7 protein-coding genes are annotated in these 13,061 nt (G+C 75.0%); 2 read left to right on the forward strand and 5 right to left on the reverse strand.

All coding sequences use genetic code 11. The features are described 5' to 3' along the window. Positions 1-177: 177 nt before the first annotated feature. The gene (locus tag ABZ385_RS08720; RefSeq protein ID WP_358910529.1) at positions 178-2,190 is read left to right on the forward strand and encodes an ABC transporter permease; all 2,013 of its coding nucleotides are present in this window, start codon (positions 178-180) and stop codon (positions 2,188-2,190) included. Positions 2,191-2,207: 17 nt separating this feature from the next. Here the strand turns inward: ABZ385_RS08720 and ABZ385_RS08725 are convergent, their stop codons facing one another. Beyond that, entirely contained in the window at positions 2,208-3,938 is a 1,731-nt protein-coding gene (locus tag ABZ385_RS08725; RefSeq protein ID WP_358910531.1) for a GAF domain-containing protein, read from the reverse strand. A 19-nt stretch (positions 3,939-3,957) separates the two neighbouring features. Then, positions 3,958-4,995, reverse strand: coding sequence for a rod shape-determining protein (locus tag ABZ385_RS08730; RefSeq protein WP_358590605.1), 1,038 nt, complete (start codon positions 4,993-4,995; stop codon positions 3,958-3,960). A 562-nt stretch (positions 4,996-5,557) separates the two neighbouring features. On the opposite strand from ABZ385_RS08730, the gene ABZ385_RS08735 reads away from it, so the two are divergent. Next, entirely contained in the window at positions 5,558-9,409 is a 3,852-nt protein-coding gene (locus tag ABZ385_RS08735) for a S8 family serine peptidase (RefSeq protein WP_358910533.1), read from the forward strand. Here ABZ385_RS08735 and ABZ385_RS08740 read toward each other — a convergent pair. The 3 genes from ABZ385_RS08740 to ABZ385_RS08750 all read right to left on the reverse strand — a co-directional run bounded on the left by ABZ385_RS08740 (position 9,398) and on the right by ABZ385_RS08750 (position 12,935). After that, entirely contained in the window at positions 9,398-10,897 is a 1,500-nt protein-coding gene (locus ABZ385_RS08740; protein WP_358910535.1) for an acyl-CoA synthetase, read from the reverse strand. The genes ABZ385_RS08735 and ABZ385_RS08740 overlap by 12 nt on opposite strands. A gap of 383 nt (positions 10,898-11,280) precedes the next feature. Then, a complete protein-coding gene (locus ABZ385_RS08745; RefSeq protein ID WP_358588467.1) occupies positions 11,281-12,366 on the reverse strand; it encodes a putative sulfate exporter family transporter in 1,086 nt (361 codons plus the stop codon). Next, a complete protein-coding gene (locus ABZ385_RS08750; protein WP_358588469.1) occupies positions 12,366-12,935 on the reverse strand; it encodes a cysteine dioxygenase family protein in 570 nt (189 codons plus the stop codon). The genes ABZ385_RS08745 and ABZ385_RS08750 overlap by 1 nt, the downstream gene beginning before the upstream one ends. Between the last annotated feature and the right edge of the window lie 126 nt (positions 12,936-13,061).

A 13,061-nucleotide genomic window follows, 5' to 3' on the forward strand; every position in this document is an offset into this window, starting at 1 on the left:
CCTGCCCGGCGCATCGACTTCCGGGCGCCCGCCGCCTCCCCGCCACGGGCGCCCGGTTGTACGTCCTCTCCTGCCGCGTACGTCCGCATGCCGTGTACGTAGCGCATGCCGCGCCCCTCGCGGTCGGGGCTCGTGTCAACGTCGTACGTCTCACCCTCACCGATCCCAGGACCGCCGATGAGCCGACCCCGTCTTCGCCTCCGCGCCCCCGCCCCGGGCCGCACCCGGGCGCCCCTCGCCCTCGCGCTGCCCGCACTCCTGGCTATCGCGTTCCTGCTCATGCCGCTGATCGGGATCCTCGCCCGCACCGAGTGGGGTGAGCTGGGCGCTCATCTGTCCGCGCCCGGGGTCACCCAGGCGCTGAAGCTGTCGATGCTCGTGTCCTTCTGGGCGCTCGGGCTCTCCCTGCTGCTCGGGGTGCCGCTGGCCTGGCTGCTCGCCCGCGTGGACTTCCCCGGGAAGGCCTTCGTACGGTCCCTGGTACTGCTGCCGATGGTGCTGCCGCCGACCGTCGGCGGTGTCGCGCTCCTGCTCGGCTTCGGGCGGCGCGGGCTGCTCGGGCCCTGGCTGGAGAGCGCCTTCGGCATCGTCCTGCCCTTCCACACCTCGGGCGCGGTCGTGGCGGCGACGTTCGTGTCGATGCCGTTCCTCGTCATCAGCCTGGAAGGCGCCCTCGGCGGACTGCGGCCCGGCTTCGAGGAGACGGCGGCGTCGCTCGGCGCCTCCCCCCTACGGGTCTTCGGCACCGTCACGCTGCCGATGGTCGCCCCCGGACTCGTCGCGGGCGCCGCGCTGACCTGGGCGCGGGCGCTGGGGGAGTTCGGCGCGACCATCACCTTCGCGGGCAACCTCCCCGGCACCACCCAGACCCTGCCGCTCCAGGTGTATCTGCTGCTCCAGGAGTCCCCGCAGGCCGCGACCTCCCTCTCCCTGCTGCTGCTCGCCATCGCCATGACCGTGCTGGTGGGGCTGCGGGGGCGGTGGTCGGCCGGGGCGGGCACGCGGGTGCGGGCCCCGGAGGTCCGGGAGCCTTCGGGGGTCGTGGAGGCGGTGGGGGCGCCGGAGGCCCCTGAGGCCCCTGAGGTCGCGGTGGGGGCAGCGCCCGGCACGGTGCCCGCCCCGCAGGAGGACCCGGAGAAGAACCCGCAGGAGAAATGGGCCCTGCACGCCGCCGTCACCGGCTCCGACGAACTGACCCTCGACGCCGAACCCGGCACCACCATCGCCGTCGTCGGGCCCAACGGCGCGGGCAAGACGACGCTCCTGCGCGCCCTCCTCGGCCTGACCCCGCGCGCCCACGCCCGGCTGCGGCTCGGGGAGCACGACGTCACCGCCCTGCCGCCGCACCGGCGCAAGGTGGCATGGGTGCCCCAGGACGGCGCGCTCTTCCCGCATCTGAGCGCCCTCGGCAACACCGCGTACGGGCTGCGCGCCCAGGGCGTACGGCGGGCGGCGGCCCGGGGCGAGGCGCGGGCCTGGCTCGACCGGCTCGGCGTCGGTCACCTCGCGCACCGCAGACCCGGCCAGCTGTCCGGCGGCCAGGCCCAGCGGGTCGCCCTCGCGCGGGCGCTCGCGGCCCGGCCCCGGCTGCTGCTCCTCGACGAGCCCCTCGCCGCCCTCGACCAGACCACCCGCGCGCACGTCCGCCACCTGTTGCGGCGCCACCTCGACGGGTTCGGCGGCGTGTGCCTCGTCGTCACGCACGACCCCGTGGAGGCCGTGTCGCTGGCCGACCGCATCCTCGTACTCGATGACGGCCGTACGTTGCAGGACGCGCCGCCCGCCGAGGTCACGCGGCATCCGCGTTCGCCGTGGGTGGCGCGGATGCTCGGCCGCAACGCCTGGCCGGGCACGGGGGCGGCGGACGGCACGCTCGTCCTGGCGGGGCGCGGGCGTCTGGTCGTCGCCGATCCGCCGGCGGAGGGCGCGCGGGCCCTGGCGGTCATCGCCCCGGAGGCGGTGTCCGTGCACCGTGAGCGGCCCGGGGGGAGCCCGAGGAACGTGTGGCGGGGGACGGTGCGCGAGGTCACCGCCGCCGGGAGCAGGCTGCGCGTCCTCGTCGTCTCGGACGAGGCGCCCGACCTGGTCGCGGAGATCACTCCACAGGCGGCGGCGGAACTGGGCCTGGCCGACGGGGCGCGGGTGTGGACGAGCGTGAAGGCCACGGAGGTGTCGGTGGTGGCGCTGTGAATGGGGGCGGGGGACGGTCACAGGGCCTGGAGCGGTGACTGCCAGGTCACCGTCGTGCCCGCCTCCACGCCCACGCCGTCCGTGGCCCCGTCGTCGTACACCGTCAGGCGTACGCCTTCGCGGCCGTCGGGCAGCGTCGCCCGCGCGTCGACGGCCACGTCGACCCGGGTGACGCCGGTGCGGCGCGAGGCGGCGGCCAGGGCGCGGCGCAGGGCGGCCAGGAGATGGCCCGCCGCCGGGTCCGTGATCCGGGTGTCGACGGCGCCCCCGAAGTGCACCGACGGCTGGATGCCGAGGACCGCCGCGGCGCCCGCCGTCTCGCGCAGGACCTTGCCGCGGAAGGTCGTCGGGGCGTCGGCGGGCGGCTGCTGGAGGGCGAAGATGGCCGTGCGGACCTCCTGGATGGTGGACTCCAGCTCGTCCACGGCGTGCCCGAGCGTGGACTCCACCTGCGGGGAGTGCGCCTTGCGGCGGGTCGACTCCAGCATCATGCCGGTCGCGAAGAGCCGTTGGACGACGAGGTCGTGCAGGTCGCGGGCGATGCGGTCGCGGTCCTCGAACACCGCGAGGCGCTGCCGGCTCTGCTGGGCGTCGGCGAGGACCAGCGCCAGTGCCGCCTGCGAGGCGAACTGGGTGGCGAGCAGCCGCTCGGCCGCGGTGTAGGCGGGGGCGCCGCGCCTGCGGGGCAGGGCGAGCGTTCCGATGAGCCGCCCGCCGGCCTGGAGCGGCAGCATCATGCTGGGCCCGAAACGGGCGCGTACGTGCGTCGTCATCCGGGGGTCGGTCGCGGAGTCCTCGATGAACACCGGTTCGCCGCCGAGCAGTTGGGTCAGTACGGCGCTGCCGGGCTCGATGGTGGTGCCGATGAGGTCGTCGCCGGTGGCGGTGCCGGTGCCGGTGCCGTTGCCGTCGGCCGCTGGGTCCGGAGCGGGGGTGGCGTCAGGTGGCGTGGGGTCGGCGGGCGGGGTTCTGGCGCCGGTGCCGGGCAGGGGGGTTGCGGGCTCGTCGGGGTTCGGGTCGGGGTCGGCGTTCTGCGCGGGTGCCCCCGACGGGGATTCCCGGTGAGGGGGCGTCAGGGGCGTGGTGGAGTCGGGGGTATGCGGGGGGTGCCCCTCCGTGGGGGCGGGGCGGCCCGGGGGCGGGCCGTCCGTGGAGGCGGCGACGATGCGCATGCCGCCCGACTCCGTCGGCTGGAGGATCACGCCCGCCGCCGCGCCCGCGAGGATCCTCGCCCGGTCCGCGACCGTCATCAGCGCGTCCGCCGCCGCCTCGCCCGTGAGCAGCGCCGTGGTGACGGCCGCGGCGCCCTCGATCCACCGCTCGCGCTGGCGGGCCGCCTCGAACAGGCGGGCGTTGCCGATCGCGATGCCCGCCTGGCTCGCCAACACCCTCAGCAGCTGCCGGTCCTCCTCGGTGAACGGGCCCTCCGCCTTGCCCGCGAGCAGGAGGTCGCCGAACGCCTCGTCGTGGACGTGGATCGGGACGCGTACGACGTCATCACCGCTGTCGCTGATCCTGTGGGCCTTGACCTCGTACTTGCCTTCGTCTTCGCCCGAGACGAACAGCTCGGCCGGGCCCTCCTGGGAGGGGGCGGTCATGCCGAGCGAGCCGTACGCCGCGCCCGTCAGCCGTCTCGCGCTGTCCACGATGTGCTGGAGCGTGGCGCGCAGGTCGAGGTCCGCGCCGACGCCGAGGACCGCGTCGAGCAGCGGCATCGAGGGCAGCGGCGCGTCGGCTCCGTCGGGCATCTCTCTCCCGGACAGTGGGTCAGCCGGACAGCGGGTCCAGGACCAGTGGCTGGATCTTGCCCTCCAGCATCGCACCGAGGCCGAGCACGGCGCACACGTCGGGCCGTTCCGCGATCTGTACCGGCATTCCGGTCGCGTCCCGCAGCATCTGGTCGAGGCCCGGCAGCCGCGCGCTGCCGCCGACCATCATGATCCCGCGGTCCGCGAGGTCGGCCACCAGGTCCGGCGGGCAGTCGCGCAGCACCTTGCCGATCCCGTCGAGCACGGCCGTGAGCGGGGTGTGGATCGCGTCGCGGACGGCGGCGGTGTCGACATGGACCGAGCGGGCCAGACCCGTCGCGACGTCCCTGCCGTGGATCTCGGTGGACTCCGGGCCGTGCGGAGTGAGGCCGTTGCCGCTCAGGGCGAGCTGGAGGGGGCGTACGGACTGCGAGGGGAGCATCAGTTCGTGCTGGTGGCGCAGGTGCTGGACGATGGCGTGGTCGATGGCCTCGCCGCCCACGGGAATGCGTTCGGCCGTCACGATCGAGCCCATGGACAGGACCGCCACCTGGGTCGTGGCGGCGCCGCAGACCAGGATCATCGTCGCCTCGGGGCGCTCCACGGGCAGGCCGCAGCCGACGGCCGCCGCGATGAGGGTGTCGACCAGTTCGACCCGGCGGGCGCCGAGGCCGACCATCGTCTCCACCGCCGCGCGCTGGGCCAGCGGGTCCGCGTCGTGCGGGGTGCACGCCGCGGCGCGCAGCCTCGGCTTGCGGCGCAGGGTGCGGCGCAGCTTCTCGCCCAGCAGGTGGCGCAGCATGCGCTGGGCCATCTCGATGTCGACGACGGTGCCGCCGGAGACCGGGCGGACCACGCGGATGTAACCGGGCGTACGTCCTGTCATCTGCTCGGCGAAGTGGCCGACCGCGATGAGTGCGCCCGTACGGGTGTTCACCGCGGCGGCGCTCGGCTCGTCCACGACGAGGCCTGCGCCCTTCACGAATACGCGGGTGCGTGCGGCGCCCAGATCGACGGCGATGTGGCAGCGGCGCAGCTGCTCCAGACTGACGGTCATGGCGGGGCCTCCCGAGAGCGCGGACCGTACGGACCGGCGGTCGGCGGTCCTTGTTCGCATCGTGCGGGGGGGTTCGGGGGGTGTGCCTGTTGGGGTGGGCCGGGTGGGGCGGGGCTGGACGGGTGATTCTTTTGGCGGGGGTGTCTGGGGGGTCCCGTGCGGGTGGTGGGGGTTGGTCGCGCAGTTCCCCGCGCCCCTGGAGGGGGTGGTTGTGCCTGTGGGGCTTCCGTGCGGGTGGGTGGGGGCTGGTCGCGCAGTTCCTCGCGCCCCTGGGGGGGGGTGTGCTTGTGGGGCTTCCGTGCGGGTGGGTGGGGGCTGGTCGCGCAGTTCCTCGCGCCCCTGAGGGGGGTTTCGGGGGTCTGGACGGGGAGGGGAGCGTCGGTCTTGTGGGGTTCGTGGTTCTGGGGGCTTAGGGGTGGCGGGTTTCCGCCAGGGTGGGTGGCTGCCTTGTGGGGGGTGGGCGCTGGCACTCTCTTCAGTCTCGGGTCGCGGTCCCGCCCGGGGGCGGGGAGAGAGGCGGCGGTCGATGGCCAGAGGTCCCGGACGGTCAAGAGTGGGGGTCGTGGGCGTTGTCAGCGTTGTCGGGCTCATGGCCGCCCTGGTTCCCGGCGGGCAGGGTGTCACCGCCACCGCCACCGCCGCCACCGCCACCGCCACCGCCGGCGCCGTCGGCGACGACCCCGTGGCCGCAGCCAACCGCGCCCCAGCCGCAGCCACAGCCATAGCCGCCGCCCACCGCGCCCCAGCCACAGCCGCCGCCCACCGCACCCCCCGTTCCGCCCACCGCACCCTCCGTTCCGCCCGCCGCACCCCCCATCCCATCCACACCGTCACCCTCGTCACCGGCGACAAGGTCACCGTCACCCGGCTGCCCGGTGGGCGGCGGACCGTCGGGGTCGAGCGGCCCGCCGGGGCGGGGGGTGCCGTGCGGAGCCGGATCGCGGGCGGTCACATCACCGTCGTACCGGACGAGGCGCGACCGTATCTGCGCTCCGGGGTGCTGGACGAGCGGCTGTTCGACGTGACGGAGTTGATCCGGCAGGGGGCCGCCGGGCGCGGCCGGACGCCGGCGGCGGCGCCGCTCATCGTGACGTACCGGAAGACCGTGTGGGGCGCCGGCGTCCGCCTGCCTCGCGGGGTGGAGAAGGTGCGGTCCCTGCCGAGCGTGGCGGGCGTCGCCGTGCGCGTCGAGGAGCCCGGCGCCCTGTGGCGGGCCGTGCGCGACAAGGCGTCCGGCGTCGACAAGGTGTGGCTCGACGGCCGGGTCCGCGCGGACATGGCGCGGAGCAACGAGCAGATCGGCACGCCCGCGGCCTGGTCGGCCGGGCTCACCGGCAAGGGCGTGCGCGTCGCCGTCCTCGACACGGGCGTGGACGAGGGACATCCGGACATGGAGGGCCGGGTCGCCGTGAGCAAGAGCTTCGTCCCCGGCGAGGAGGTCGCCGACCGCAGCGGGCACGGCACGCACGTGGCCTCCACCCTCGGCGGCAGCGGCGCCGCGTCGGAGGGGCACAAGGAGAGGGGCGTCGCGCCCGGCGTCTCGCTGGCCGTCGGCAAGGTGCTCGACGACAAGGGCTACGGGAGCGAGTCGCAGATCATCGCGGGCATGGAGTGGGCCGCCGAGGACGTCGGCGCCGAGGTGGTGTCCATGAGCCTCGGTTCGCTGGAGCCGAGCGACGGCACGGACCCGATGGCCACCGCCCTGAACACGCTCTCCGAGCGGACCGGCGCCCTCTTCGTCGTCGCGGCGGGCAACGCCGGCGCGCCCTCCTCCATCGGCTCGCCCGGTGCCGCCGACTCCGCGCTGACCGTCGGCGCGGTCGACTCCGACGACCGCGCCGCCCCTTTCACCGGCCAGGGCCCCCGCTTCGGCGACCACGCCCTCAAGCCCGACCTGTCGGCGCCCGGCGTCGACATCCTCGCGGCCCGCTCCCGGCTCACCGGCGGGGAGGGCCCGTACACGGAGATGAGCGGTACGTCGATGGCGACACCGCACGTCGCGGGCGTGGCCGCCCTGCTCGCCGAGCAGCACCCCGACTGGACGGGCGCCCGGCTCAAGGACGCCCTGATGTCCACCTCCGAAGGCCTCGACGCGTCGGCGTACGAGGTGGGCGCGGGGCGGGTCGCCGTGCCCGGCGCGATCGGCGCGCGGGTCACCGCGAGCGGCAGCGTCGACCTCGGCTTCCACGCCTGGCCGTACGACACCGGCGAACCGGTGACGAGGACGCTCACCTACCGCAACTCCGGTGATACGCCGGTCGAGTTGGGCCTGACGGTACGAGGCGCCGCCGACGGGGTCGTCGGGCTCGGCGACACCACCCTGACCGTCCCGCCGCACGGCACCGCCTCCACCACCGTCACCGGCGACGGCACGAGGGCGCCCGTCGGGAACACCAGCGGCGCCGTGGTGGCGAGCGCCGCCGGGCGGGACGTCGCGCACACCGCGTTCGGCCTGGTCAAGGAGGAGGAGCGGTACACCCTCACCGTCCACGTCAAGGACCGGGGCGGTGAGCCCGTCCCCGCCGACGTCCTGGTGCAGCGGCTCGCCGAGGGGGCCGAACCCGTCCCGGCGGCCGTGGGCGCGTCCGGGACCTTGCGGCTGCGCCTGAAGCCGGGGACGTACGCCCTGACCTCGTTCCTCGACGTGCGCGGCGCCGGGGGAGCGGACTCGCTGGGGCTCGGCTTCCTCGCCGACCCGCAGATCCGTCTCGACCGGGACCGCCATGTCACGCTCGACGGGCGGCGGTTGCGGGAGATCCGGGCCGAGGTCGGCCGGCGCACCGAGACCCGGCAGCTGCTGATGGAGTACGACAGGAAGGCCGGCGGGGCCGCGCTCCAGGGCGCCGTCCAGGTCCCCGTGAAGTACGACAGCGTCTTCGCCGCCCCCACCGAAGAGGTCACCGAGGGCACCTTCGAATTCCGCACGGTCTGGCGGCTCGGCGCACCGCTGCTGCGGGTCAAGGGCCTGAGCGAGGCCGTCGCACAACCCGGCGGGACCCTCGCCGAGGGGCGGCACAGGTGGGCGCTGGTGGACGCGGGCGACGGCACCCCGGACGCGTACGCGGGCAAGGACGTGCGGGGCAAGGCCGTCGTCGTGCGCCGCTCGGGCGAGGTCGCCCCGGCCCGGCTGGGGCAGGCCGCGCAGGACGCGGGGGTCGCGGCGCTGTTCGTGACGGATCGTCAACCCGGGCGTCTCAACGCCTGGTTCGGTACGGACGACAACGCCGACCGGCCCTTGCAGATCGCCGCCGTCGACGCCGCCGACGGTGACCGGCTCATCGCGGCGGCGCGGGCGGGCGCGAAGGTCGAGAGCACCGGGACCGCCGCGACGCCCTTCCTCTACGACCTCTCCGCGGGGCATGAGAAGGCCGTTCCGGAGGATCTCCGCTATCGGCCGGGGAAGAGTGAACTGGCAGTCCTGGACGCGAAGTTCCACGCGGTGCGGCCGGCGAAAGGTGGCGAGTTCCGTTACTCGCTCACCGACACCTTCCCGATCGGCATCGGCTTCCAGGAGAAGATCGACTTGCCGGCGACGCGCACGGAGTACGTCTCGGCGGGCGCGGGGCAGCTGTGGCACGAGGCCGTCTCCGTGGGGCCGGGCGCCCTGGAGGAGCGCGGCGGCCTCGTGACCTATGAGGGGGGCGTACGGACCGGCCTGAACTGGTTCAAGCCGGTGCTGCACCCCTGGCTCGGCACCGGCCTCGGCTGGGGGCAGACGCGCCGCGGCGACAGCCTGGAGTTCAACGTGCCCGGCTGGGGCGACTCCGGGCCCGACCACACCGGCTTCGGCGACGTGTGGAACGAGCCGACGATGTCGCAGGTCAGCGAGGTCTTCGTGGACGGTGTCCGCGTCGGTGGGGGCGAGGGGGCCGGCGTGTACGTCGACGGGGCCGACCCCGCCGAGCGCACGTACACGGTCGTCACCGACACGAGCCTCGACCCGGCGCGGTGGCGGCTCGCCACGAAGGGCCACACGGAGTGGACCTTCCGCTCGCGGCGGACTCCGGAGGACCGCGGGACCCGCCTGCCGCTGCTCAACCTCGGCTTCGACGTCGACACCTCCCTCGCGGGCGAGGTGCCGGGCGGGCGCACGATCCCGGTGCGGATCTTCGCCGAGTACGTCAAGGGGGCGGCGGACACCGGGACCGTCGGCGCCGGCGCGCTGTCCGTGTCGTACGACGAGGGGAAGTCGTGGCGGGGCGTCGCGCTGGACCGGGAGGGCGGGGCCTCCTGGCAGGGGAGATTGAAGGTGCCGCGCGGTGCCGACTCCGTCTCGCTGCGGGCGTCGGCGAGCGATGACCGGGGCGGGAACGTCTCCCAGGAGATCGTGCGGGCGGTGGGGGTGGTACCGCCTGGCGACACTTCGAGGGGGCGGCCTCGCGGGGTTCCGGCGGGGTCGGCCTCAGCTCCGTAGCGCCCGTTTCATGATCTTGCCCATGTCGTTGCGCGGCAGCGCCTCCAGGTAGCGGACCACCCGCGGCCGCTTGTGCGGGGCGAGTCGGTCGGCGACATGGCCTGCCAGTTCCTCGGCCGACGGCGGGGTCCCCGGGTCGGCGGGGACGATCCACGCCACGATCCGCTCGCCCAGGTCGGGGTCCGGCTCCCCGGTGACCGCGGCCTCCCGCACCCCCGGGTGTTCCAGGAGCGCGTTCTCGATCTCGCCCGCGCCGATCTTGTAACCGCCGCTCTTGATGAGGTCCGTGGCCTTGCGGCCGACGATCCGCACATAGCCGTCGGTGTCCCGCACCGCCATGTCGCCGGTGCGGAACCAGCCGCCCGGCGCGAAGGCGGCGGCAGTGGCGTCGGGGCGGTTCAGGTACGCGGTGAACAGGTTCGGACCGCGCACCTGGATCTCGCCCACCGCCTCGGGATCGCCCACCGGGATCTCCTCGCCCGCCTCGTCGACCAGGCGCAGGTCGACGCCCGGCAGCGGCACCCCGACCGCGCCCGCGCGCGGCTCGCCGTCCACGCGGACGCTGGTGTTCATGAGGGTCTCCGTCATGCCGTACCGCTCGATGACGCGGCGCCCCGTGGCGGCGGCGATGCGCTCGTGGTCGTGCACCGGCAGCGCGGCCGAGCCCGACACCAGGAGCCGCGCCCCGGCCAGCGCCTTCGCCAACTCCGGTTCCCCGGGCAGGGCTTCGGCGATCCGGTGGTACATCGTCGGCACCCCGAACAACATGGTCGCCCCGGAACCCAGCTCGCGCGCCACGCCCTCGGTGCTGAACCGTCCCAGGTGGCGCACCGAGCCGCCGCGCCGCAGCGGACCCAGCGTGCCGAGGATCAGGCCGTGCACGTGGAACAGCGGCAGGCCGTGCACCAGGACGTCGTCGGCGGTCCATCCCCAGGCGTCCGCCAGGGCGTCCAGCGTGGTGGCGATCGCCCGGCGCGGCAGGACGGCGCCCTTGGGCGGGCCGGTGGTGCCCGAGGTGTAGACGATCAGGGCGGCGGCCTCGGGGTCGTCCGGCTCGGCCCATGAGCCCGTGCCCTGTCCGTCCGGGTCGGTGTCCGGGTCGGTGTCCGGGTCCGCGTCCGGGGTTACGTCGACTTCGAGGCGCGGCACCTCGGCCAGCGCCGGGGGCAGTTCCGTGCCGGGGGCGGTCAGGACCAGCGACGGGGCGCTGTCCGCCACGATGTGCGCCAGCTCGCCGCCGCCCGACTTCGGGTTGAGCGGCACGGCGGGCACCCCGGCGAGCAGGGCGGCGACCACGCCCACGGCGGTCTCCAGGGAGGGCGTGGCCCAGACGGCGACGCGGCCCGCCCCGCTCAGGCGTACCGCCAACGTCCCCGCCACGGTGGAGAGTTCGCCGTGGCTGAGCGCGCGGTCGCCGAAGCGCAGCGCTTCCCCGGCCACGGAGGTACGTCCGTGCGGGGCGGCCAGGGTCGGGAAGAGGGGGTCCACGTCTCGTACTCCTCTGGGGGCTGCTCGACCGGTTCGGGCACGTGCAGTCTCACACAGGGCGCCGCCCGGCCCCCTCGGTGGTCGGGCGGAGTCCCTCGCGGTGCGCGGAGCGACGTGCCGATGTGTGCCTGAGGGGATGGCAACACGGCCGCGGGCGCCGGCCTGATCACCGAGGAGAACGCCGTCCAGGAACCGGAGGCCGTCGACCTCGAAGAGCTGGCGCGGACGACCTGCGCATCCGCGAGGAGATGCGCGAGCCCATCCAATGACCCCGTGACGCGCCCGCCCCGGAACGCGTCCGCCTCGGGACACGCCCCGGGGACGCGGGCCGGCCAGGCCGGTGGTGCTCCATACGCCCGTGGTGCTCCATACGCCCGTGGCGCTCAGTACGTCAGGATGACGCCCACGTACGAGATGCCGGCGATGACGGCCCACGCCGCGAGGCCCAGCGCCGCGACCCGGCCGCCCGTGCGGGTCAGCGACGGCAGGTCCACCGCGCTGCCGAGGCCGAACAGGGCAGCCGCCAGCAGGAGTTCCTGCGTCAGTTGCGCGGCGTCCAGAACGCCGCCGGGCAGCAGGCCGGTCGTGCGCAGGGCGACCATGGCGAGGAACCCGACGACGAACAGCGGCACGAGCGGCGGCCGCTTGGCGCCCACGGAGACTCCCGCGGCCCCGCCCGCGGCGTCGGACCGCGACCGTGACCGCGCCCGCACCGACAGGGCGACGGCCGCCACCAGCGGCGCGAGCAGCGCGACCCGCATCAGCTTGACCAGGACCGCGTCCCCGAGCGCCCCGGGTCCGGCCGTCTGCGCGGTCGCCACGACCTGCCCCACGTCGTGCACGCTCGCCCCGACCCAGCGCCCGAACTCCGCGTCGGTCAGCCCCAACGGGTGCTGGAGCAGCGGCAGTACGGCGATGGCGAGCGTCCCGCACAGTGTCACCAGGGCCACCGAGGTGGCCGTGTCCCGCTCGTCGCTCCCGGACGCCTCGCTGACCGCGCCGATCGCGGACGCGCCGCAGATCGAGTAGCCGGTGGCGATGAGCAGCGGCTGATCGCCGCGCAGGCCCATGCGGCGGCCGAGCCACCAGGTGCCGAGGAAGGTGACGGCGACCACGCCGAGCACCATCGCGACCGAGGCCCAGCCGAGCCCGAGCACGTCGTCCAGGCCCAGTTTCAGGCCGAGCAGCACGATGCCGACCCGCATCAGCCGCTTGGCCGCGAACGTCAGACCGGCCTTGCCGTGACCACGTACGAAGTGCCGTGCCGCGCCCGGCAGATGGGCCGCCGCGATGCCGAGGACCACGGCCGCGGTGAGCATCGGGACGCCGGGCACGAGCCGGTGCGTGCCCCAGGCGACGGCCACGCCGGTCGCGGCGAGCGCCAGTCCGGAGAACTTACCGGGCCTGTGCGCGGCCGGGGGAGGGGCCTGTCGCGTACGGGATTTGGGGCGTTCGCCGAGGAGGGCCATCACCGGTTGGCCGGAAGCTCGTACACCCGGCGGACGCTGCTGCCCAGGCGGGCTATGTCGGCGCCGTAGACGTGCAGGGAGATCGCGCGGGTGCCGCAGGCGTTCCACACCCGGTGGATGTCGCCGGGGGGCGCGAACCCGCACACCGAGCCCCGCGGGTTGACGACGTCCTCCGTGGCGACGAGGCGGCCGCTCCCGCCGGGCTCGGCGGCGGGCACGAGGCGGTAGCGCCGCTCGTGCTCCTCGCCCTCGTGGACGCCGGTGACGCACCACGACACGTGGTCGTGCACGGAGGTCCGCTGGCCCGGCAGCCAGACCAGGGCCACGATCGAGAAGCTGCCGTCACTCTCGGCGTGCAGGACGTGCTGGCGGTAGCGGTCGGGATCGCCCTCGCACTGCTCGGCGGTGAGCAGGTCGGCGGTGCCGAGGTGGGGGGCCAGCCGCTCGCCGACCAGGTACGCGGTCAGGTCGGGGGGCAGGCCCCGCCCGACGGCCTCGCGGACGTCGGCGACAAGGGCGGCGAGGCGCTCTGTGGTCCGGGCGGCCCGGTACGTGGTCGGAGTGGTCATACCGGCAGCGTCGCGCCGCGCGAACCATCACGTCCAACGACAGTTGTTTGGCATCCCTGCAACTTCCGCTTATGGAAGCGCCCGCCCCAGGGGCGGCGCGCTCAGCATCCGGCGCGCTCAGCATCC

It is taken from the genome of Streptomyces sp. NPDC005898, assembly GCF_040629635.1.
Lineage (GTDB): Bacteria > Actinomycetota > Actinomycetes > Streptomycetales > Streptomycetaceae > Streptomyces.